Origin of the sequence: Metabacillus malikii, assembly GCF_030813355.1 — a bacterium.
Lineage (GTDB): Bacteria > Bacillota > Bacilli > Bacillales > Bacillaceae > Metabacillus > Metabacillus malikii.
Genome location: NZ_JAUSUD010000001.1, coordinates 340,411 through 360,537, shown reverse-complemented (window position 1 = coordinate 360,537; position 20,127 = coordinate 340,411). Strand labels below are relative to the sequence as shown.

The following is a 20,127-nucleotide window of genomic DNA, read 5'->3' as shown; positions in this document are numbered from 1 at the left end:
TATACAATATATACAAATGTCATAATCATTGCAACATGAAATATCAAAAATTTGTTAAAATAACTGTGTATTAAAAACTTGGCAATCAAAAGAGCAAATTATACAATAAAATATAATACAAAAAACGCTTGGTTAACTAAACACCCAAGCGTTTTTTGTATTATATTTTCCATCAAGCTTCCTGTTTATGTAAGTACACTTTACCTCAATCCCACATCTTAAAACACCATGAGAGCAAGTGCAGTAAATCTTCTACGATTGGTAGATGATTTTCCTCTGTACATTACTAACAAAAATCAACAATTGCAACCAGTCAGTTTGCACATTTTTGTAAGTCTGTATCATTACATTTCATACAGATTTTAAAGTCATTGAAATCATGACTAGATCCTTTTTGCTTTTTTTGAAGAAGATGGTTATCCGTATGGTGATTTTCTCATCGCTTTTCTAGTACTCTCTCGCTGTCGTTCTACTATGCAATTGGCGTACCATTTTCAACAGCTTCGTCGGGTCTTAATAGGACCACGTCACCTTCTTCTGGAACACCACCAATTACCAATACCTCTGATTTAAAACCTGCGATACGTCTCGGCGGGAAGTTTACTACTGCAACAACTTGACTTCCAATAAGTTGTTCAGGTGTATATCTCCGTGTAATTTGGGCTGAAGATTTTTTAATGCCAACTTCCTCACCAAAATCAATTTCTAATTTAATTGCAGGTTTTCGTGCTTCAGGAAAAAGTTCTGCGCTAATGACCGTGCCAATTCGTATATCCAATTTCGAAAAATCCTCTATTGTTACCACAATTTACCCCTCCTATCCCATTTGATTTTGAATTTAAAATAAGTTAAAGAACCCATTAGACTAGTTAGCTTCGTTAAAGATGCCTTTCCCACCCCTAGTCTCTAGGGTACTAATTCTCACCATACCCGTAATGATAGGTTTTGCACGTTTTATTAATGTTTGTGTTGATTCAAGAGTTAGTGAGGCTTGGTGAGCAGCTTCATTCCTCCACACTTCATAAACATATACTGCATGTGGTTCGCTCTCTGAAGTACTTACGAGATAGATTTCGCATTCATCCAGATTCTTCATTGATTCTGCTGCTTCCAACAAAATATGTACCATTGTGTCTCGTTCGCCCTCTTGTACGATAAACTTGCCAAACAAGCTAAATTTGCTCATATTGTCCTCCTTCATTCTCTCAATTGTTTATATTTCTACTTTTACAGACGTTTCTCCTATTATTTCTTAAAAAATAATTCAAGCTATGATATAAAGTTTATAAAAAAATAACACGATAATACCGTTTGTCTGTATGACTAGAGGTAAAGGGAAACATAGGATGAGGCAACGCTAAGTTATATATCTCCGCATTCATTTATGAATAAATGTTTCTATTAAGGGAAATATAAACTTTCGAAAGAGGTGTTAGAATTGTCCAACATGATGAATCGCGATGAAATCAAAACGATAAGAGAATTAATTAAAGATATCGACACAGCGATGTTAACGACCGCTACTGAAGAAGGACTTGTGTCCCGTCCGATGAAGACACAAGAAGTCGAGTTTGACGGTGACCTATGGTTTTTCACAAAAAAAGAAACGAACAAATATGAAGAAATCTTACATAACCAAGATGTCAATGTCGCATATGTAGGAAATTCATATGTTTCCATCCGCGGAGTAGCAGAAATCGTTGAAGACTTAGGCAAGAAAAAGCAATTATGGAGCAAAGTATATGAAAAAATCATGCAAACTTCCTACGATGACCCTAACGTAATCTTAATAAAGGTAAACGTCGAAGCAGCCGAATATTGGGAACAAGGAAACCTCATTAAGAATATGGTGTTTTACTATAAACGGATGACTGGGCAAAGTTCTAGAGGTATAGATATTAATGAAACGGTTGAATTTAATTAGTAATAAAAAGGGTTGTCTCGTTTAAAGACAACTCTTTTTACTACTGTGAATTATGTAAAGTGGCTGGTTAGAAATTGATAGGAAAAATTCAATCGGATATCCAATATTCAAAGCAATGATTTTAAAGTCTTTCTATGCTTATAGTAATCTACCAGATACTTAAAACTGAAAAATAAAGAAAAGATTCCCACTCCACCAAAAGCAGACCTTTCAAAAATACGATAAAGTACAAGAAAAATGATAAAACCGATTAAGTATATAGCTGCTTGCATAAGTGAAGAAGACATTTTCCTTTTCTCCCTATCTCGATATGACGATTGGTCCGAGAAAATATCTCTTTGTGCATTAGCTGAGGTTGTATAAAAAATATGCTTGGAGTACCACTTGTTTTTTGAAAGTAAGGTCCAGCCAGATTCTTGAAAAATCTCTTTATACTCTTCAAACTCTTCCTTTTTATTAAACTCACGAAAGTCAATTTTATAAATGACATGTTGTAATTCTTCATTATTTAGCGGTTCAAAAACATATTGACAATCATCAACATCCTCAGAATCATAACTTTTTAGAATCCACCCTTTATGTAACATACTTTGCAACCACTCTTCTTCTTTAGAAAAATCAGAAAAATGTTTTGTCACCTTTTTAATCGACTTATTTTTCATCATTTTCTCTCCCCCTTTCAATTATTTTTCTTGATAGATGTATCATTCGAATATACCTCTCATATTCTGCTTGCAAAACTTCTTTCCCTAGCTTCGTAATGCAATATGTTTTTTTCATACGGTTTTCCTTTTCAATTGCTACTGTTTCGATCAACCCTTGCTTCTGTAAGTTTTTTAATACTCCATAAAGGGTTCCAGGTGCAATGACATAGTCTCCGCCACTCGTATTTTCAATTTCTTTTATAATGCCATAACCATGCAGTGAGCCTTGATAAAGGGCTAATAAAATTAAATATGTAGATTCTGATAATGGATTAATAGGAATCCCCCCATATATAGCCTGAGTGACGATATATCGATACTCATAATATAGACGATTATATATCGACTGTCAATATATCCTTCAAAAAAATGCAAAAAAAAATACATTTCTAATCAAGAAATGCACCCGTTCATACGATACTATTGTTGATGGAAAGTTACTATTTTATAACTATGTACGTATTTGCACACGAGGTCCGGCTTCACCAACTAAACTTTAGGCTACCTCTGATGGAGGTTGATATCTAGGGAAATTAGTTTAGAGAGAGTATATCTCCAGTGTCGGGTCTATAAAAAATGATTGAATCTGAAGTGGCAAAATGTGAGACTAAAAGTTCCCCATATACCAGGAGGGATAAACAGACGCCACCATTACTTGTTCATATCTAATAAATTCAACCATAGAATCCAACCCAATTTAAAACTGCAACCCCAATAAACGTTACGCTTAATCCAGCAGCAACCGCCACACTAACCGTTTTAACATGCTTTTTATCTAACCATATAACGAAACCAATAATAATCGTGAAAATAACCCCAAACAATAGCGATGCATAAGGGTTCGTCGGTTGAATCCAGTCATACCAATTTAAGAAATCCATTTGAATCACTCCTATTAGTAATATGGTTAACATCTATACTAAATCATATAAGTTCAACAAAACTCCTCCTGAAACCACTTCCTAAGCTGATTAATATGTGCCTGATGATAGCGATTATGATCCGCCATATGCCATAGTCCCCAGTGAATTGTTGCTTGCTTTTCATGTTCATGTCCAAAGTGAACGATTTTATCTAAATCAGCATCTGTTAGTTGTTCACATATATCCGTCAGCATCGTTAACACGACATCATATTCAGACATCAGAGTATTTATCAACTTCCCTATTCATTGGAAGCTTATTGTTCGCATCAATCATTGGTCCATATTGTTCTATTAAGGAAGCAGGAAGGTGTTGACCTTTAATTCTGTATACCCAATTAAGGTCGACATACATGATATGCCTTACTAACTGTGCCGTACTATTAAAGTCATGTCCTGGCCCCTTGTAATCAATTTCCTCTTGTGACACACCCACAGTAATACTTTGTAACCGCTCGGCATTTTCCTTCACCGCTGAATATAGCATTCCAACAATCGGTGACATGTTTGTTTCCCCTTTTAAATCGTAAACCATCACAATCCCTCCTTAACGCTAAAGTAAATCAACTGATAAAATTAAAGGTTTCTAAAAAAATAGAAATACAGATACAGATATGCAACGTTCAGTATAATCGCAAGCACCGCTTTTATTACAGGTTCTTTTATGAAAAGTGCTCCTATTCCTAGGCATATTCCAGAGAACGACACCATAGGCAATAGCAAGATACTAATCATAAAAATCCCCGAAAACCCATTGAAAATTTGGATAGCAGTAATAATGATGAAACTTAGCACAATATTGAGGGCTACACAACGATACGACATTTTATAAATAGGCAACAGGATACCTCCCTCAAGTAAGTTGCATAGTTGCCACAGTACCCAACACTAGTTAAAGAAACTATGTAGCACTACTCATTATTCAAGTTCTTATTTATAACATAAAATCGTACCCTTTATAGTTTAAGACATTTTTAAAGCCTACCTTTTCTGCAACCGCAATCGAAGGCTTGTTTAACTCCATACAATCCCAGTATGGAATTTTGTTATTAGCGAGACATTCTTTTACAAAGGATTTGGCTAATGTTTGCGCTAACTTTTTACCTTGGTGTTCATTTAGCGTTTCGATATCGATACAGTGAACATCATCAACGATAAAGCTCGATAGACATACACTGACAATTTCGTTCTTATAAACGGCACAATACCCAATCCCTCCATTTAAAAAGAACTCCTCGACTGTTTCCCAGCACTCTCTTATTTTGAAATCCAAAAACTCAATATTTTTAAACGTATCATTATTTTTTAACAGGCTTTCATCGATTCTAACAATCTGATACCCTGCTTCAATATCCGGATCAATATCCACTTTCCAATCGGTCGTTTCCAGCATGTACACTTTTTGATTCCAACTACCTAATAGACGATTGCCAAACACCTTTTGTATCACATCATCCCACTTCGGGTGATGACCAATTCCCTCAAACCAGGCTAATCCTACTTTTCTTGCTTCTGGTATAATGACTGTATCGACAAATTGATTTAATTCGTTATTAAACGCCTCGTTATGTTCATTACCTATAAAATAAAATCCATCGTTATTACCTAACCATATAAGTCCTGTAGTGGGTGTAACAAGGTCATCAACAAATATCCGACCAGGATTTACGCCTTCAACAACTGCTTTCGGCTCAAGAGAACCTTGCTCAAACAACAACGGTTTACATTTATAAAATTCCGACCTTTCTAATTCTATAATCATAAGCTCCCTCCTTGTTCATTCTCACTACATTTCTATTAATCTACCTATAGATTACATCCTCAATTGTTTTCATCATCTCATATGCACCGTCGGATTTGTTGGAGCAAATGACAGTTTTAATTGAGGTCTTTGGATAGTATGCAGAATGAAAGCAAACCCCAGGGTCGTAACCCATAATATGATATTTCAAAACGTCCTTGTCATCTTTCTCAATCCATACCCCATAACCGTAGTATTCATTCTCGTCACCTGTTCGTACATGTGGAGTAAGCAACAATTTTGTATATTTTTCACTAAGCAAGTGAAAATTTATGAGCGACTCCCATAAACTTTCCATATCGCTGACAGTAACGAATGCACCTCCATCTGAACCACCTTTAACAGGAATTGAATATAAATTCGTCTTCCAAGTACCATTCGGAAAGTCAATATAACCTAGTGCAGTATGTTTAGGAAGAGCATCTAATTCAAAATACCCAGCGTCCACCATATTTGCCTTTTTTAAAATAAACCTCTCAACATATTCGGTAAATCTCATCTGACTTGCTTGTTCGACAATCAACCCTAGTAAAATATAGCCAGCATTATTATAATGAAACCTTTCGCCAACCTTTAATTTCATTGGTTGCTTATGAAATAGCGGTAAAAAGTTTTCTAAGTTTCTCATATGATACATCGGCTGCTGAACCCACAACTCCTCAAAATCTTCCATTACTTCTTCATCAAAATAATCGGGTATTCCAGATGTATGTGTTAAAAGATGATGAATCGTAATATCCTTATCAAAATGCGGAAAAGAAACATTCAGACAATCTTCCAATTTCGTATCAAAAGATAACCTTCCATTCTCTACAAGCTGGCAAACGGCAATCGCTGTAAACAACTTACAGCCCGATGCAATACCATAGCGTGTCCTTGAGTGATTTTCAATTTGTTCAGATCGATTTGCATACCCGTAGCTACCCTCTGTTAATACTGCACTTTTCTTTTTTACAAGAACTGTTCCTGAGAAATGATTACGCCCCTGAAGTTCGGTGATTTGACTTAGAATATTTGCTTCCATCATTACACTCCAACAATATTTATTTTATAATCTATCATATTTATTTCACCATATTTATCCACATAGAGGTATACTCGTTTGAATCCAATAAAAGTAGGTACCGCATAATCAGTGCCCTACTTGTTCAACTACTTGTTAATAGGAAAAGTAGTACTTTTCATTGGATCACCGAAGTAGCATTTGAAAACCGGCGACGGACACACAAAGAATTGAAACAATAACTGATGCAATGTTTTCAATATTCGACTCCCTTCCTTTATCTCCTTTTGTTTTACTACATGACTTTATAGCTCATTTTAAAAATCAAAATACTTGAAGTTATCTTTTAATCTAGCTTTAAAATCCTCTAACTTTTTTATCTTTTTAAAGGTTAGCAAAGAACAAAGAACGATAATAATCAGTAGCCATTCATGACCTTCTCTTCCGTTGTCAATGATTTTTTGCATATTGCTCACTCCTCCTATTAGCAGACTAAATAATGTATTCAGCTTTCAGAACATCCACAAGTACCCTCTTTTACCTTATTATACCATTTATCTTTATTACTTTCCTCATCATAAAATAGGCATGATGAAAACATAATTACAAGATAAATTTGGAGAAATCTTCCTAGAATATGTGATGAAGACGTTTTTGTGAATTGTAGCTGAATGAAAAATTCTACACAATCACGATGATGAAAATTTCAACACACAAAAAAACGATACCCATAATAAAGTATCGTTCTTTCCTTGTAAAAAACCGCTTTATAATATATTGCTTTTTTCAACACTCAATCTAATTTAACAAACACAAACAAAATCGTTAAACCATTACTACTATTCACCAAACCCATTCACATGAACAAATTCACCCACAGGTTTCCGGTACCCGCGTGGACGGGTTTTATCGACGCTTTTGCCAATCGTTATCATCATGATAGGCAATAAGTGATTCGGAATGTGGAACTCTTCTCGTAACTGCTCCACATTATGAATATGCATTGGGCACGTATCAAATCCATTTTCCTTAGCGCTTAGCATAAGGAGCATGGCTTGAAGACCTGTATTTCTAACTAATTCCGTTTCTAATTTATGTGGATCTGCCTTTAAGTTCTCACTAAAGTCTTTAATTTGATTGATTGTCATGTCGTATTCAATATCATCCATCATTTTTAGCATTTTCATAGGTTGATAGATTTTTTCTACTTCGGACATTTCAATACTGTTCTTATTCCCCATGACAATGATGACAGCACTTGCTGTATGGATTTTATATTGGTTATAGCTTAGTTCTCTAATACGTTCCTTTTTTTCTTCATCTGTTATGACCAAGTAATCTGTAAACTGCAAATTGTAAGCACTTGGCGCTAACTTTGTTAACTCAAAAATATTGTTTATCTCTTCAGCAGTTAATTTCTCTTTCTTAACAAAATTTACAGCTGAATGACGTGCTTGTACCAACTCTTTAAAATTCACTATGCTCCCCCATTAAAAAAAAGATTATCTACCTAAAATACACGTACAATTAACGTAAAGATTTTAATGCTCTACTCCAAGCGACGACCTCTTCAAGCATCGTATTTACATTATCTAGATGTAATTCTTGTGGTTTAAACTGTAGCCGTTAACAAAGTCTGTCAATAAACTTAATGTTGGATGTTTTATCTATAAAGCCCATTTTCATACACCGCCTAATAAAAGCTATTTTTGTAACTCTTTACGTACACGTGGAGCAATTTCTGTTGCTAATAATTCAATGCTGTTCATGACATATTCAAAAGGTTGTCCACCGATATCTACTTGAGCTAGAAAGCGTTGGTGACCAAATAGTTCATGCTGCTTAAGTATTTTCTCGACGATTTGGTCTGGGCTCCCTACTAATAGTGCTGACTCAGGCCCAACCATTTGTTCGAAATCATCTCTGGATAATCTTGTTCCCATTCCACGTTGACGGTTTACATATTCCCAATAATTTGCATAATAAGGATAAAACTCATCTCGTGCTTGCTCGGACGTTTTGGCAAAATATGCGTGACCCGTTACACCAACCTTTAACATATCAGGTGCATGGCCAGCTTCCTTACCTGTCTGGCGAAACAGATCGACAAGTGGCTTAAACCGATTTGGATTCCCACCTAAAATCGCCATCGCCATCCCGACGCCAAATTTCCCAGCTCGGACGGCACTCTCAGGTGATCCACCGACTCCAATCCAAATTGGTAATTCATCTTGCACTGGTCTTGGCGCGATTTCAGCATCCTGTATTGATGAACGGAATTTTCCTGACCAAGTGACCGTCTCGTTTTGATTCAGTTGTAAAAGGAGGTTCATATGTTCTTCAAACAATTCATCATAATCGTCTGTCCGAAACCCAAATAGCGGAAACGATTCAATAAACGCCCCTCTTCCAGCAAGTATTTCAGCGCGACCATCGGATAGTAAATCTAATGTAGCAAAATCCTCAAATAGTCGAACCGGATCAAGCGTACTTAATACACTTGTTGTACTCGTTAAGCGAATGTTGTTAGTTGCTTGTGCGATTGCAGCCAGGATGACTGCAGGAGAAGAGGACGCATAATCAAGGCGATGATGTTCGCCTATACCAAATATGTCTAGTCCAGCCTCATCAGCAAGTTTTGCAGCTTGGATGATTTCAGTTACTCTTTCTTTAGGTGTTATCGTCTTACCTGTTAACGGGTTAGGGCCAATGTCTGCAAGTGTATATACACCTATCTCGATGCTAGTTTTCCCTGTTGTTGTCAATTGGATTCCCCCTATTTATATCGCTAACTCGATGGTGTTCCCAGAAGGATCGGAAGTTATAAATGTTGAATCCTTTTCTACTACCTCTGCACCAACTTGCTTTAAATTTGTTATCACTTGTTTGCGAACCCCATCGTTATCAAAAATTAGTGTAAATGATTTAAGGCCGACACTATTTTGCGCAGGAGCTTGAGCCCCTACACCGTTCCATGTGTTGACTCCGACATGATGATGGTATTTTCCATAGGATAGAAATAAAGCTTGTGATCCAAACCGATTCACAACGTCCATTCCCAATCCTTTTACATAAAATTCCTCTGTTTTCACTAGCTCTGAAACATGTAAGTGGATATGCCCCATCACTGTACCAACAGGCATCTTTTGCCATGGTGAATTAGGTGTTGCATGCGTTAATAACTGCTGAAAATCTAAAGGATCAACCGCCATGTCCACCTCATCAGCATTCCAATGCCACTCAGATGGTGCTCGGTCAATATAAATTTCAATTTGATTTCCATCCGGGTCGTTTAAATACAATGCTTCACTCACAAGATGATCTGAAGAACCAAATCGAACACCATTGTTCATTAAATGGACAACGATATTGGCTAAATCTTTCTGAGTAGGTAAAAGTAATGCAAAATGATACAAGCCTGTTGTTCTTTCTTGTTTCGGGATTACATTTTCCGGTTGCTCAAGCGATAAAATACTCATCTTTCCATCGGTTGTAAGCTTCGTTGTTGAAGCTGTCTGTTCCAAAATATCAAATCCTAGTATATCCTGATAAAATTGTATAGAACGTGCTAGCTTTTCGACATTAATGTTTACATGTCCCACAAATGTCGTTGGTTTTGTATGAAAATTCATTTTGTTCCTCCTCAAGTACACAGATATTTTCTGTTTTTCTTTAGTATTTAACAAAAATTCGAAAGATTAGATTGTAAAAAATGTAAGGTCATTACTATTCCTTTTCTCATTAAGTTACTTTATGTAACTAAGTATATTTAATAAACAAAATTATGTCAAGTAACTAAATATAAATTTATAATTAGATAGCAGTTTGTGATACAATAGAAATCTAAAGAGAGGTGTAAGATATGAAGCAGCCTGCAATCTGCCCAAAATTTGAAAAAGCCATATCACTATTAAGTCAACGCTGGACAGCATTAGTCATTTATCAATTATTATTAGGGACACAAAGGTTTAACGAGATTCAATCAGCCATTGGGATAAGTGGAAAAGTATTATCCGAGCGTTTAAAAGACTTGGAAACACAAGGGTTAGTAAAACGTGAGGTAATACCAGCAACTCCAGTCATCATCGAGTATTCACTAACAGAAAAGGGACAATCGATGCAACCTATTTTAAAAACAATAGAAGATTGGTCTCAGACTTGGGTTGATTTATCTGATTACCAGTAAAGGAATCATTCATATGCAAATCGTGAAAAACCAAAAAGAGACATGAACATAGGATTCCTAATGGAGTCACTATGTTCATGTCTCATTTATATTTGTCACTTTGGACATGTAAGGGCATTCTAGCCAAAATTTCTATCCAAAAACAAAAGGATATAACTACCGGCACAAAGGTAAATAGCAATTTGTGTAATCACATAAATCGAAAACTCAGTAAAAGTAAGGTCTCTTTCTTTCTTCACCTTTTTAAAATGACGAAAATAATAGAATGAACAGAGAAGTAAGATAACTGCTGAGATTTGAAATATTTGATTTAAAACCATAACCAAAAGGCTCATCTCCTCTAGATTCATTATTGTATGACTGCTAATTATGGAATGAAGTACAACACGTTACTTAGAAAGCTGATATATGCACAGAGCCTGGCTTAAGCTCATCATACTTTCCAAGGATTAAGGTATACAATCCGACTCGTAAACGAATTCCTATTAGACTCAATTGGAATCTAACTAATTCACTAGCGACTATACACTGTACATGACAAGTCAATTACTAATATTACTTCCATATTAACATATTCTTCCTTGTCATTTTCGAATTAGCTTTAAAAAGCAATAATCTTTTATACGTTGATTCGTTTTCTTGCTTCTACGGGCTATTAAAACAATCCTATTTTACCGCTGGTTCCTTTTTCTTGCTTCCACGGGCTATTAAATCAATTCTATTTTACCGTTGTTTCTTTTTTGCTGCTTCTACGGGCTATTAAATCAATCCTATTTTACCGTTGTTTCTTTTTTCCTGCTTCTACGGGCTATTAAATCAATCCTATTTTACCGTTGTTTCTTTTTTCCTGCTTCCACGGGCTATTAAATCAATCCTATTTTACCGTTGTTTCTTTTTTCTTGCTTCTACGGGCTATTAAAACAATTCTATTTTACCGTTGTTTCTTTTTTGCTGTTTCTACGGGCTATTAAAACAATTCTATTTTACCGTTGTTTCTTTTTTGCTGCTTCCACAGGCTATTAAATCAATCCTATTTTACCGTTGTTTCTTTTTTCTTGCTTCCCGGGCAATTAAAACAATTCTATTTTACCGTTGTTTCCTTTTTCTTGCTTTTACAGGCTATTAAAACATTCCTATTTTACCGTTATTTCTTTTTTCCTGCTTCTACGGGCTATTAGACAATCCTATTTTACCGCTGTCTCCATTTCCTGCTTCTACGGATTATTAAACCAGTGCTTTTTTACCTTTAATTCTTTTATTTTACCAGCTTCTACGGGTTATATAGAATACAACATTATTCATTCAAGCTACCTTCGATTCTAAATTGATAAAATCAAATCCATAAAAAAGAGCCAAACACTAAATCACATCGGTTTGGCTCTTAATGTAAACAAATGAATCAAAAAATCTAACCCTACTGCAAAACTTCCTCTTCCTGATATATCCGAAACGCCGGAACAATTGTATCTGAAACAATTTCCCTGCCCTTTTCACGGATAAAATCGAGCTTGTAATACGCTTCAAAGCGTTGGCTTATTTCTGTTTTGACGAGCTCAGGCGGTGTCACGACGATGAATTGGAATTTCAGCTTCTCAGCCACCGCAAAGATTGGGTCTAAAACGTGTGCTGATGCTGCTTGTCCGAATGGATTGTCACATACTAATGGGACCCAGCTTTGATCTGTTTCACTTTTTACGGATAAAAGCATCATCATCATCACCATTCGGGCGGAGAGCTTTTGTCCACCGCTTCCGTCTGATTTCGTTTTCGAACCTTGGTTAATCGTTTGCCATGTTGAATAATGCTCCCGCTGCGGCTTGCCGTACATGAATGCATTGTCTGTGCGCATATTGTAAACGAGCAGCTCTGGATAACGATTTCTTAAGGCGACAAATAAAATTTGCTCATCACCAATCAGCTCGTTAATTTCTTGGTCAAGTGCCCTGTTTTGATCATCAATCACGTCAAATTGCTTCGTAATTTTCGTTATCGCAGTAACGAAATGCTGTTTTAGCAATGGTTCGATTTCTTCAGCCTTTTTCGGTAAAATATCCTCTTTGAGCTGGACGAGTGGGAATGAACCGCGTTCGTTTTTGAGTTTCATTTTTGCAAGCATCGAGCGGATCGCTTCGGCAATGCCCATCACTTTCATGCTCGCACGGCTTGCCCAGAAGTTTTGTGCATTTTCAGCACGCTCCTTATCACGTTCAAGCTGCTCAAGACCGCTTTGTGAAAAACGCTTCATATTTTTCACAACACTTTGAATATGGGCGTAATGACGTGTATCCATATGGTCGAGTGTTGTTAACACTTCATTTTTGAAACGAGTTTCCCAATCCTTGCCTTCAATCGTTAGCTTCACATTCCTTAATGATTGCTCAATTTTCGCGTGCTTCTCTTGACCGTCTTCCTGGATTGCTTGGTGGTCATCACACCACGAAAGAATGCATTGTTTACCTTGAGTTTTAAGCTTCTCGATGTCTTCTTCTGTAAACGCTGCTGCATCTTCTTTTAAAATAACAGAAAGAGTTAACAAATCACCTTCATAGCTAGTAATATTCGCTTCGGTGTCTTTAAGATGCTTTTCTGCCTTCTTCAATTCTGACTTCGTTCGTTTTGTAACATCCTTAATTTCGATTTCCTTGACATCTAAATCAAGGTCCTCCCACGGTTCAGGCTGTTTCTCATGCTTTGCGACTTTTTTCGCAAGCTTTTCACGCTGTTCTGTCGCATGCTTAACAGAGGTGTCAGCAACGGTTACTGCTGTTGCTTGTTCACGCTCCGCTTTTTCTGCTGCTTTCATTTCTTTTTGTGCGGTTTGCAGCATAGTTTCAAGGATCGCAATTGGTTCATCTGGTTCAGGCGCCTCGTTCCAGTCCGAGTTCAATGAAGATAATTTTTTCACAAGCTTTTTTTGCTGTTTTTGCTCTGATTCCTTTTTCGCCTGGATAACGAGTAATTCTTTCGCTTGCTCTTCCTTCGATTTTTGCAGCTGGTTGAGTTCATCAATGCTGCCGTTTATCGTTTCTAATAGGTGAGTGTTGAAGCGTGGCACCTCTTCTGAGAGCTCACCTTTTTCTTCAGCCGGAAAGCTCGCAGCTTCAATAAACACTGCAATTCCCTTAAGTTGCTGCTCAATAGTAAGCTTCCAGGCAACATATGTTTCATTCCATTCATTTTTTAAATCGACAACTTTTTGATGCTCTCTGCTAATTTCATGCTGTTCCTTTGTTAACTGGTCTTTTTTGTTTTCTTTTTCTTGCTTGACGCGCTTGTTTTCTTCATAGTCAGCTTTATCCTTCGTAAATTGCTCAAGTGTCTCGACATCTTTGGCCAGCTGCTCAAGCTTACGGTTCGTTTTATCAAGCTGCTGTTTTAACTCAAGTAATACTTCCTGTTGTTTTTCCTTTTCAGTCGTAAGCTCCTGTAACTGTATTTTCTTCGCTGCAAGTGAGTTTTCTTCACTCGCAATCGCCTTTTCCAGCTCACTCGCAAGTTCTCCAGAAAGCAGGCGGTCAATTTCTTTTAAAAGCTTACGCAATGCTTGTTCAGTTTTCTCTAATTCCAGTAATGTATCTTTCTTCTCTTCAATTTGCTTAGCGATATTAATTTTCCAATTTGTAAATTGGTGTTTATCAGTTAACAGGTCTTTCTCTGTTCCGTGAATGAGCTCAAATAAATGGTGTTCATTGTCTTGCTTCATTTCTTCACGCATAAAAATAGGCACCGGACTTTTGTACATTCTGCCTGTTAACACATGCTTGTTCACCTTTTCCCATTGGTGCTGACTGACGACGAGACCGTATGAGAGAAGTGGATACTTGGCTAAAAGCTTTGCCATTTCATCAGCAGATAATGATTGCAAATATTGTGTCCCGTAAAAGACATCAATGCCTGTTTTGTCATCTATCCATTCTTTCAGTTCCTTGACATCTTTATTCGGAATCCAGAAATGTTCATCGTTTAACGAATGGTCGAGCTGTGTTTCCCAGAGCTCCTTCTTGATTTGTTCACTCTGCTCAAGGTTTTGCTTAAGTTTTTCTTCAACTTGAATGACATATTTTGATAGCTGCGATTGAGTAAATGGTCCTGTCACATCGTCCAATAAGCCGTGAAGCTTGTCAGCGAGCTTTGCTTCCTTTTTCTGTTGCTCAGCATGCTTTGCCGTAAGCTGTTCACATTTTTCGGTGGCATATTCGATTGCTTGTACAACAGTACCGTGTGAGCTTGCAATTTTGTTTAGCTGCTCATTTGCCGCTTTTTCTTTTGAGTGAATCTCTTCCACATGTACCTTTTTCTCAACAATTTGTTTATGCAAGCTTTCAATAAAGCCTGACAGATCATACGTTAGCCTGTCACCATAGTCTTTAATTAATGCCGCTTCACGCTGTTCATAGTCATTCATTTGCGTATAGAGAAAATCAATTTCAGTATCGAGCTGGGCAATAGCCTTCGTTTTCTGTTTATCCTGACGCAAGAGCTCAGTTTCTTGTTTCTTTAAGTGAGCTTGATAGCCAAAATAAGATTTCACCGCATCTTTCATCGCAAGCTGTGATTGCTCCCATTGGGATTGTGCTTCTAGCTTTACCTCGTCCATCCGTTGATTCACTTGCTCGAGGCCGCTATTTTGCTCAAGCTTGGCGATTTGCTGCGCATAGGTACGAATGGTTTGTTCGTTTTCATGCCATTCCTTCAGTAATGCTTGAAACGCAAGCTCGTCTTTATGCTGTTGTTTTTCTGCAACGAATGCTTCTTGTGCTTTATGCTTTTCTTTTTCCTCGCCTAATTTCTTTTCCCAATCAAGAAGCTCCCGATGTGCCTTTGCATATTCTAAATTATCCTTTTGATAACGTAAATCTGTCTGTTTTTCCGTTAAATCTTCAATTTCTTTCGTTAAAGTAAGCAACCGTTCCCCTTCTGCCTGCTTCAAATGCTGCAACGCTCCGAGCAGCTGCCGCCCTTCTTTGATGCTTTCGTCAACAATTGCCTTATGCTCAAGACCTTTTGCGACGTATTCTTCAAAAGGAACGATATCTTCTAAAAATTCTTTATGGGCTTGTTCACGCTTTAAAAGCACTGGTAAGTCTTTTGCGATGCTCGCCTGGCTTTTAAAAATTTCAATCAAATCATTTTTTTGATGCTCAGTCCGGTGTAAAACCGTACTTATCGTTGGAATAATTCGTTTTTGGAAAAGAGAATGGTCATCTTCAGCACCTTCAAAATATTTGCCGACACCACCTTCATCTTTGTTGATTTCCTTCATAATGTCCCAGTCTTTGCGATTAATCCCATAAGTATCAAGAATGCGGTAATGCTTCTTCGTATCTCGATATACGTCATAGCCGTTCCATTTTAAGTAATCCTTCAAGCCTTCAGTGTCTGCAACTTCTTCATTTTCATAAAGTGGAATATGCTCAAGTGCAGCTTCTTCATTTTGTTCATATTCGCGGGTGTAAAACGTAATATTCGGAAGGATTTTCGCTTCTTGCTCAAGCGTTTTCCGGTCTAGCCCTTCTTCACTCATCGAAATTCGCTGTTCGGCAGAAAACATACCCCCTGTAATAAGGTGGCGTTTATCCGCTCCATCTAATTCCCATTGGATAACGACATGGAATGTATACGGGATAAATTGCTCTTTGTTGTTAAAAAAGAATTGCTGATAATAACGGTTGTTTTGTTTTCCCCAAGCCGTACCTGGCTTTAAAATTTGGAAAATCGTCTGCAGGAAGACACCTTTCCCACCGCCATTCATCATCGCGATGAGGCCGTTTGTTGACGTTTCTTCATTATGGAAATGAAACGTCGTATCCTTATATTGCTTCTGCATGCCATCATACTTGAGGCCGACAATTCTAATGCGATGGATTTTCGGCATGCTCATCCTCCTCTTTCGTCATCAATTTCTTAAACATTTCATAACGGTCATAGTCATGATATAAATAGTCAATCCGCTCAAATAATTCCTGCTTCGGAATTACCTTTGGCAGGTCATCACGGTCTAATATGACAATAAGTCCTTCTGTTTCTAAAAGACGCATCGAGCTTGCAATTAAGCCAATTCGTGTTCTGCGCGTTGCCTTTTTCAAACCATAGTCTTCTGTGTCAACCTCCATAAACTTCCACGTTGTCACGACATCCTTCATATCAATCCGCTCTTCTGCACCGAAGTCTGGCTTTGCTTTTAACAGGCTATCCCAATTCATAATTAGGTCGTTCACTTGACGCTCTAATGCGTAGAAGCTAATCCCTTCACGCTTCGTCCTGATTTTAGCTGCTTGGTTTTGGTCGATTGCTGCTAAGAACGCCATTATGATGATACTCATTAAATGAAAATGCTTCTTCGTTTCAATCTGCTTGTGTTTATCCTTCATATGCGTAAAATTCGTCGCAAACACAGAGCCTGTTGGCTGGACAACTAAGTGAATCCGTTTCGGTGCTTCGATAATGTATGTACCTGACTCATCAGCCATTAACAGAACCGTTTGTCTGACTTCAGGCTCAAAGTAGTTTTTAAAATGTTCACTATTTTCATCGATCACTTTTTCCTTCAATAATGAGAAGTAGACTGCTGAAGCCTTTTTAATCGTTTCTGGATTCATCGTATCTCTTCCTTTATACAAATTTTAAATGGGGTCATTTTCATCCGCTGCCATCTAAGTGGCTTGGCACGATGGTCAAACTCCGTAAAAATGTTTGAGCCTTCAAATATTTGAAATTGCGGATATTCCTTCATTAGCTTATAAAGCAAAATTTCCCGTTCATCACTTAACGTTTCTTCCTTCCGATGAAGAACCTGGATTTTTAACGGTTTTTTATCAAACATCATCCATAGGTCAATTGTTTCTGATTCTTCAAACCACAAATCTTGGATTTCAACTGGTAGATCAGCTAAGTCGGCTAATGAAAATTGTTTATACGTTTGTAAATATTGAAACACATAGCTCCAAGCTTTCACGACTGATTCCCAATTTGTAACACGCGGTGTTGGCACCTCAGCCTCGGCTTCCTCTTCAATAACCGGAGTCTGCTGCATGTCCTCATCGAATTCCTGCTCACCCCAAATCCAGTCAAGCGGCAAGATAAATTCGTTTTTCGGTGAAAACAATGGACTTAACACTGTTTCAAGCTGAGTAAATTGTTTCACCCCTTCTTTAAGGAGCCAATTTTCATAAAAATGCTCGCGAAAAGAAACGAGACTATTTTCCCAAAATAAGGATGGGTTTTCTGCTTTTAATTTCATCTCGTAGGAAATATTTTGAATGACTAGCTTTGCGAAGCGATCATGGAGCTGCCGTGTATGGCTAATTTTTTCTTGGAGGATTATGAGTTCCTTTTGAATAAAATCATCTGCTTCATTTCGACGTTTCGTTTTTTCAATCATGCTTGTAATCGTTCGAAAATGATTTTTTTCTTCCTCAAACTGGTTTTCAATTTCAACACGATTATCCGCTCTTTGCATTTCCTCTTCAGCTAACAAAATTTTCGGGTTGTTCATCATTTCCTTTTGAAATGAAAATTCATTTGCCATCAGCCGGTTCACTCGGGAAATGAGATGGTCAAGATTTCTCGTCGCCTTACGGAAGTTACCATTTTTAATCAACTGCATGCTGTAAAGCTGCTCAATCGTAATCGAAAATTCCTCGGCCATTTCCCGACTCATGAAAATCATTTCCTGGGCGACATCAGTCAATTTATAAATAATTGCACCGCCCATTTCTAAGTTCGTATACAATTCATCCATCGTCACGTAGCGAAACACTTGCGTATCCCATGCTTGTCTAAGTTCATCATAATACAATGCTTCAAACGGCTGGCTCAGCTCTTCCTTTCCTTGATATAAAAGCCCGCTCGTAATCCGGTCAATTTGCCGTTCATCTGCTAGCAGCTTCATTTGCTTTATGCAATCATCGACAATATACTTTATATCTGATTTCCTCCTGTTGGCATCATCATTTAATTCGCGGTAAAAAATCGCAAGAAGCACCTGCATGAGAATCGTTTGGAGATGCGGCTTGATTTCACCAACCTCCATCCCACGTCCAAGTGCAAATAGAGGATTCAACCGCTGCATCCGCTCGGCAAACCCTTCCCATGATTCGTTCACATCCATCTCCTCCATGTTTCAATTGTCAGCACTTCTTGGGGAATCCGTTTGTTATTTTGCCATAATTGATTTAGTAATTCCTGTTCCTCTTCCGTAAACCACCTAAAAAAATGATCACGATAGCTTGGGTTTTCAGTCTGTCCTGCTTTCTGATCATTTTGCCTATCAAGACAATCTAGCATTTTCCGATAAATTTTTAATGCTGGCTGAATACAGCAATCTGGGTATTTTTCGATTAGTCGAATGAGGATTCCATAACCTGAGGCATCAAGATCACCACAATAATAAATTAGGTAGGATTTAGGCGGAAACATGTTGAAGAAAAACGAAAAGCTTCGTTCAATTTTTGCTCCTTCACCATAAATAATTAGTTCAGGCTCATAATCTAGCATATCTAATTCTACTAACTTTATTGCTGTATGAAAAAATGATAGATTTTCAACAATCAATACACGCTGAATATCGGCGATTTCTTTCCCTTGCTTCAACCAAAACACAAACGGCTCACCATAGTGCTCCATTTTCAGTTGTTCCTCTGTTACACCAATTCTCGATAAAAACGCTAGTCCCTCAGGAAACATCTTGCTATCTAGTAAAAATTTCTCATGTCCGAACAATTCTAAACAGCGTTCTTCGACAGAGACCATTTCTCGTTCATCACTAGTTTGAAGAAATGTATAAACATTTTTAATCCGCAACCATTCTTGCTCCGTTTGCCATTCTGGATGTCGCTCATAATAGGAGAAATCGAATTGGTCTGCTAGCTTCATCATTTCAAGCCGATCCCACGTTGATTGCTCTATCTTACGATCAACCCAGAAATAAAGCGGTAATGTTGGCGTTCTTCCGTTATATTGATTATTTAATATCGGAATGACCATACCTTCTGCTTGCAATGCTTCCATTGCATTGTAAAACAACGTATATCCGTCCATTTCGAAGTAATCTTCCGTAAGCTTCCGTAATTGCAGCTCGAGATCATTTACATTAATTTTTTTCTTTTGCTTCGGGTGTTGAATATCGGCTATAAAGCCGCGTACCCTCGTTTCAATCATATCGATTGTCCTCACCTACTTATCATCAATTATGTAGGAGACCATCCTACTAGCTCTCCTATTATTATAAACTAGTTCGGTCATTCTTGGTAAATGGATTTTCTACAAATCTATTCATGAAACAATGTTTATTTATGAACACCCCTCTGTCGAATTGCGCATCCAAAAATAGGGCTCTCGACCCAAATTGCACGAACTTTGTAAAAAGGTGTTGAAAACATTTCACTTGTCAGGTAATTTATAGCTATAAATGTTCTATATAAAGAACGATAGATTTTTTATGAACTGAATTCAATAACGGTTACTCACTTTCCGCGGGGTGAGTAAAATTGGACGAATGAAGTTGCTCTAGTATAAAGACATAATGTTGAAGCGAACAACATAGAATAAAAGAAGTATCGGTTTTTTTTGAAAACAAGTTCTCAAAA

At 37.3% G+C, this 20,127-nt stretch carries 17 protein-coding genes and 2 pseudogenes; 2 read left to right on the top strand and 17 right to left on the bottom strand.

Annotation, left to right across the window (positions count from 1 at the left end; translation table 11 throughout):
• Window positions 1–472: 472 nt before the first annotated feature.
• Window positions 473–805, bottom strand: a complete 333-nt coding sequence (csaA, locus tag J2S19_RS01870) for a chaperone CsaA (RefSeq protein ID WP_307336322.1) — start codon at window positions 803–805, stop codon at window positions 473–475.
• Window positions 806–865: 60 nt separating this feature from the next.
• A complete protein-coding gene (locus J2S19_RS01865) occupies window positions 866–1,186 on the bottom strand; it encodes a putative quinol monooxygenase (RefSeq protein WP_307336318.1) in 321 nt (106 codons plus the stop codon).
• A 261-nt stretch (window positions 1,187–1,447) separates the two neighbouring features.
• On the opposite strand from J2S19_RS01865, the gene J2S19_RS01860 reads away from it, so the two are divergent.
• Complete coding sequence (locus tag J2S19_RS01860) at window positions 1,448–1,924, top strand: pyridoxamine 5'-phosphate oxidase family protein (protein ID WP_370875020.1); 477 nt, start codon at window positions 1,448–1,450, stop codon at window positions 1,922–1,924.
• Between the two features lie 107 nt (window positions 1,925–2,031).
• On the opposite strand, the gene J2S19_RS01855 is transcribed toward J2S19_RS01860, so the two are convergent.
• The 11 genes and pseudogenes from J2S19_RS01855 to J2S19_RS01805 all read right to left on the bottom strand — a co-directional run bounded on the left by J2S19_RS01855 (window position 2,032) and on the right by J2S19_RS01805 (window position 9,986).
• Complete coding sequence (locus tag J2S19_RS01855) at window positions 2,032–2,589, bottom strand: DUF2812 domain-containing protein (RefSeq protein WP_307336312.1); 558 nt, start codon at window positions 2,587–2,589, stop codon at window positions 2,032–2,034.
• Window positions 2,576–2,875, bottom strand: coding sequence for a PadR family transcriptional regulator (locus J2S19_RS01850; protein ID WP_307336589.1), 300 nt, complete (start codon window positions 2,873–2,875; stop codon window positions 2,576–2,578). Before J2S19_RS01850 ends, J2S19_RS01855 begins: the two co-directional genes overlap by 14 nt.
• A 427-nt stretch (window positions 2,876–3,302) precedes the next feature.
• Window positions 3,303–3,509 carry a hypothetical protein gene (locus J2S19_RS01845; RefSeq protein WP_307336310.1) on the bottom strand — a complete coding sequence of 69 codons (207 nt, stop codon included), beginning with the start codon at window positions 3,507–3,509 and terminating at the stop codon, window positions 3,303–3,305.
• A 53-nt stretch (window positions 3,510–3,562) separates the two neighbouring features.
• Window positions 3,563–4,085, bottom strand: a pseudogene (locus tag J2S19_RS01840) (DinB family protein).
• A 399-nt stretch (window positions 4,086–4,484) separates the two neighbouring features.
• Window positions 4,485–5,312 (bottom strand): GNAT family N-acetyltransferase, encoded by an 828-nt coding sequence (locus J2S19_RS01835; protein WP_307336308.1) that lies wholly within the window; start codon window positions 5,310–5,312, stop codon window positions 4,485–4,487.
• A 40-nt stretch (window positions 5,313–5,352) separates the two neighbouring features.
• Complete coding sequence (locus tag J2S19_RS01830; RefSeq protein WP_307336305.1) at window positions 5,353–6,375, bottom strand: serine hydrolase domain-containing protein; 1,023 nt, start codon at window positions 6,373–6,375, stop codon at window positions 5,353–5,355.
• A 296-nt stretch (window positions 6,376–6,671) separates the two neighbouring features.
• Window positions 6,672–6,821 (bottom strand): hypothetical protein, encoded by a 150-nt coding sequence (locus J2S19_RS01825; RefSeq protein WP_307336303.1) that lies wholly within the window; start codon window positions 6,819–6,821, stop codon window positions 6,672–6,674.
• A 372-nt stretch (window positions 6,822–7,193) separates the two neighbouring features.
• Entirely contained in the window at window positions 7,194–7,832 is a 639-nt protein-coding gene (locus J2S19_RS01820) for a nitroreductase family protein (protein WP_307336301.1), read from the bottom strand.
• Between the two features lie 49 nt (window positions 7,833–7,881).
• A pseudogene (locus J2S19_RS01815) lies at window positions 7,882–8,015 on the bottom strand (NADPH-dependent oxidoreductase); the annotation flags it as partial.
• A gap of 42 nt (window positions 8,016–8,057) precedes the next feature.
• The gene (locus J2S19_RS01810) at window positions 8,058–9,119 is read right to left on the bottom strand and encodes an LLM class flavin-dependent oxidoreductase (RefSeq protein ID WP_307336298.1); all 1,062 of its coding nucleotides are present in this window, start codon (window positions 9,117–9,119) and stop codon (window positions 8,058–8,060) included.
• A gap of 15 nt (window positions 9,120–9,134) precedes the next feature.
• Window positions 9,135–9,986, bottom strand: coding sequence for a VOC family protein (locus tag J2S19_RS01805; protein WP_307336296.1), 852 nt, complete (start codon window positions 9,984–9,986; stop codon window positions 9,135–9,137).
• Window positions 9,987–10,216: 230 nt separating this feature from the next.
• Between J2S19_RS01805 and J2S19_RS01800 the strand changes: the two genes are divergently transcribed.
• Window positions 10,217–10,540: a winged helix-turn-helix transcriptional regulator gene (locus tag J2S19_RS01800; RefSeq protein WP_307336294.1), complete on the top strand. Its 324-nt coding sequence runs from the start codon at window positions 10,217–10,219 to the stop codon at window positions 10,538–10,540.
• Between the two features lie 1,414 nt (window positions 10,541–11,954).
• On the opposite strand, the gene J2S19_RS01795 is transcribed toward J2S19_RS01800, so the two are convergent.
• Genes J2S19_RS01795 through J2S19_RS01780 form a run of 4 tightly spaced genes read right to left on the bottom strand, consistent with a single transcriptional unit; the run spans window position 11,955 to window position 19,699 of the window.
• A complete protein-coding gene (locus J2S19_RS01795) occupies window positions 11,955–16,415 on the bottom strand; it encodes a coiled-coil domain-containing protein (protein ID WP_307336292.1) in 4,461 nt (1,486 codons plus the stop codon).
• Window positions 16,393–17,139 carry a DUF6063 family protein gene (locus J2S19_RS01790; RefSeq protein ID WP_307336290.1) on the bottom strand — a complete coding sequence of 249 codons (747 nt, stop codon included), beginning with the start codon at window positions 17,137–17,139 and terminating at the stop codon, window positions 16,393–16,395. The genes J2S19_RS01795 and J2S19_RS01790 overlap by 23 nt, the downstream gene beginning before the upstream one ends.
• Entirely contained in the window at window positions 17,136–18,650 is a 1,515-nt protein-coding gene (locus J2S19_RS01785; protein WP_307336288.1) for a hypothetical protein, read from the bottom strand. The genes J2S19_RS01790 and J2S19_RS01785 overlap by 4 nt, the downstream gene beginning before the upstream one ends.
• Complete coding sequence (locus J2S19_RS01780; protein ID WP_307336286.1) at window positions 18,641–19,699, bottom strand: Wadjet anti-phage system protein JetD domain-containing protein; 1,059 nt, start codon at window positions 19,697–19,699, stop codon at window positions 18,641–18,643. The genes J2S19_RS01785 and J2S19_RS01780 overlap by 10 nt, the downstream gene beginning before the upstream one ends.
• Window positions 19,700–20,127: the final 428 nt, after the last annotated feature.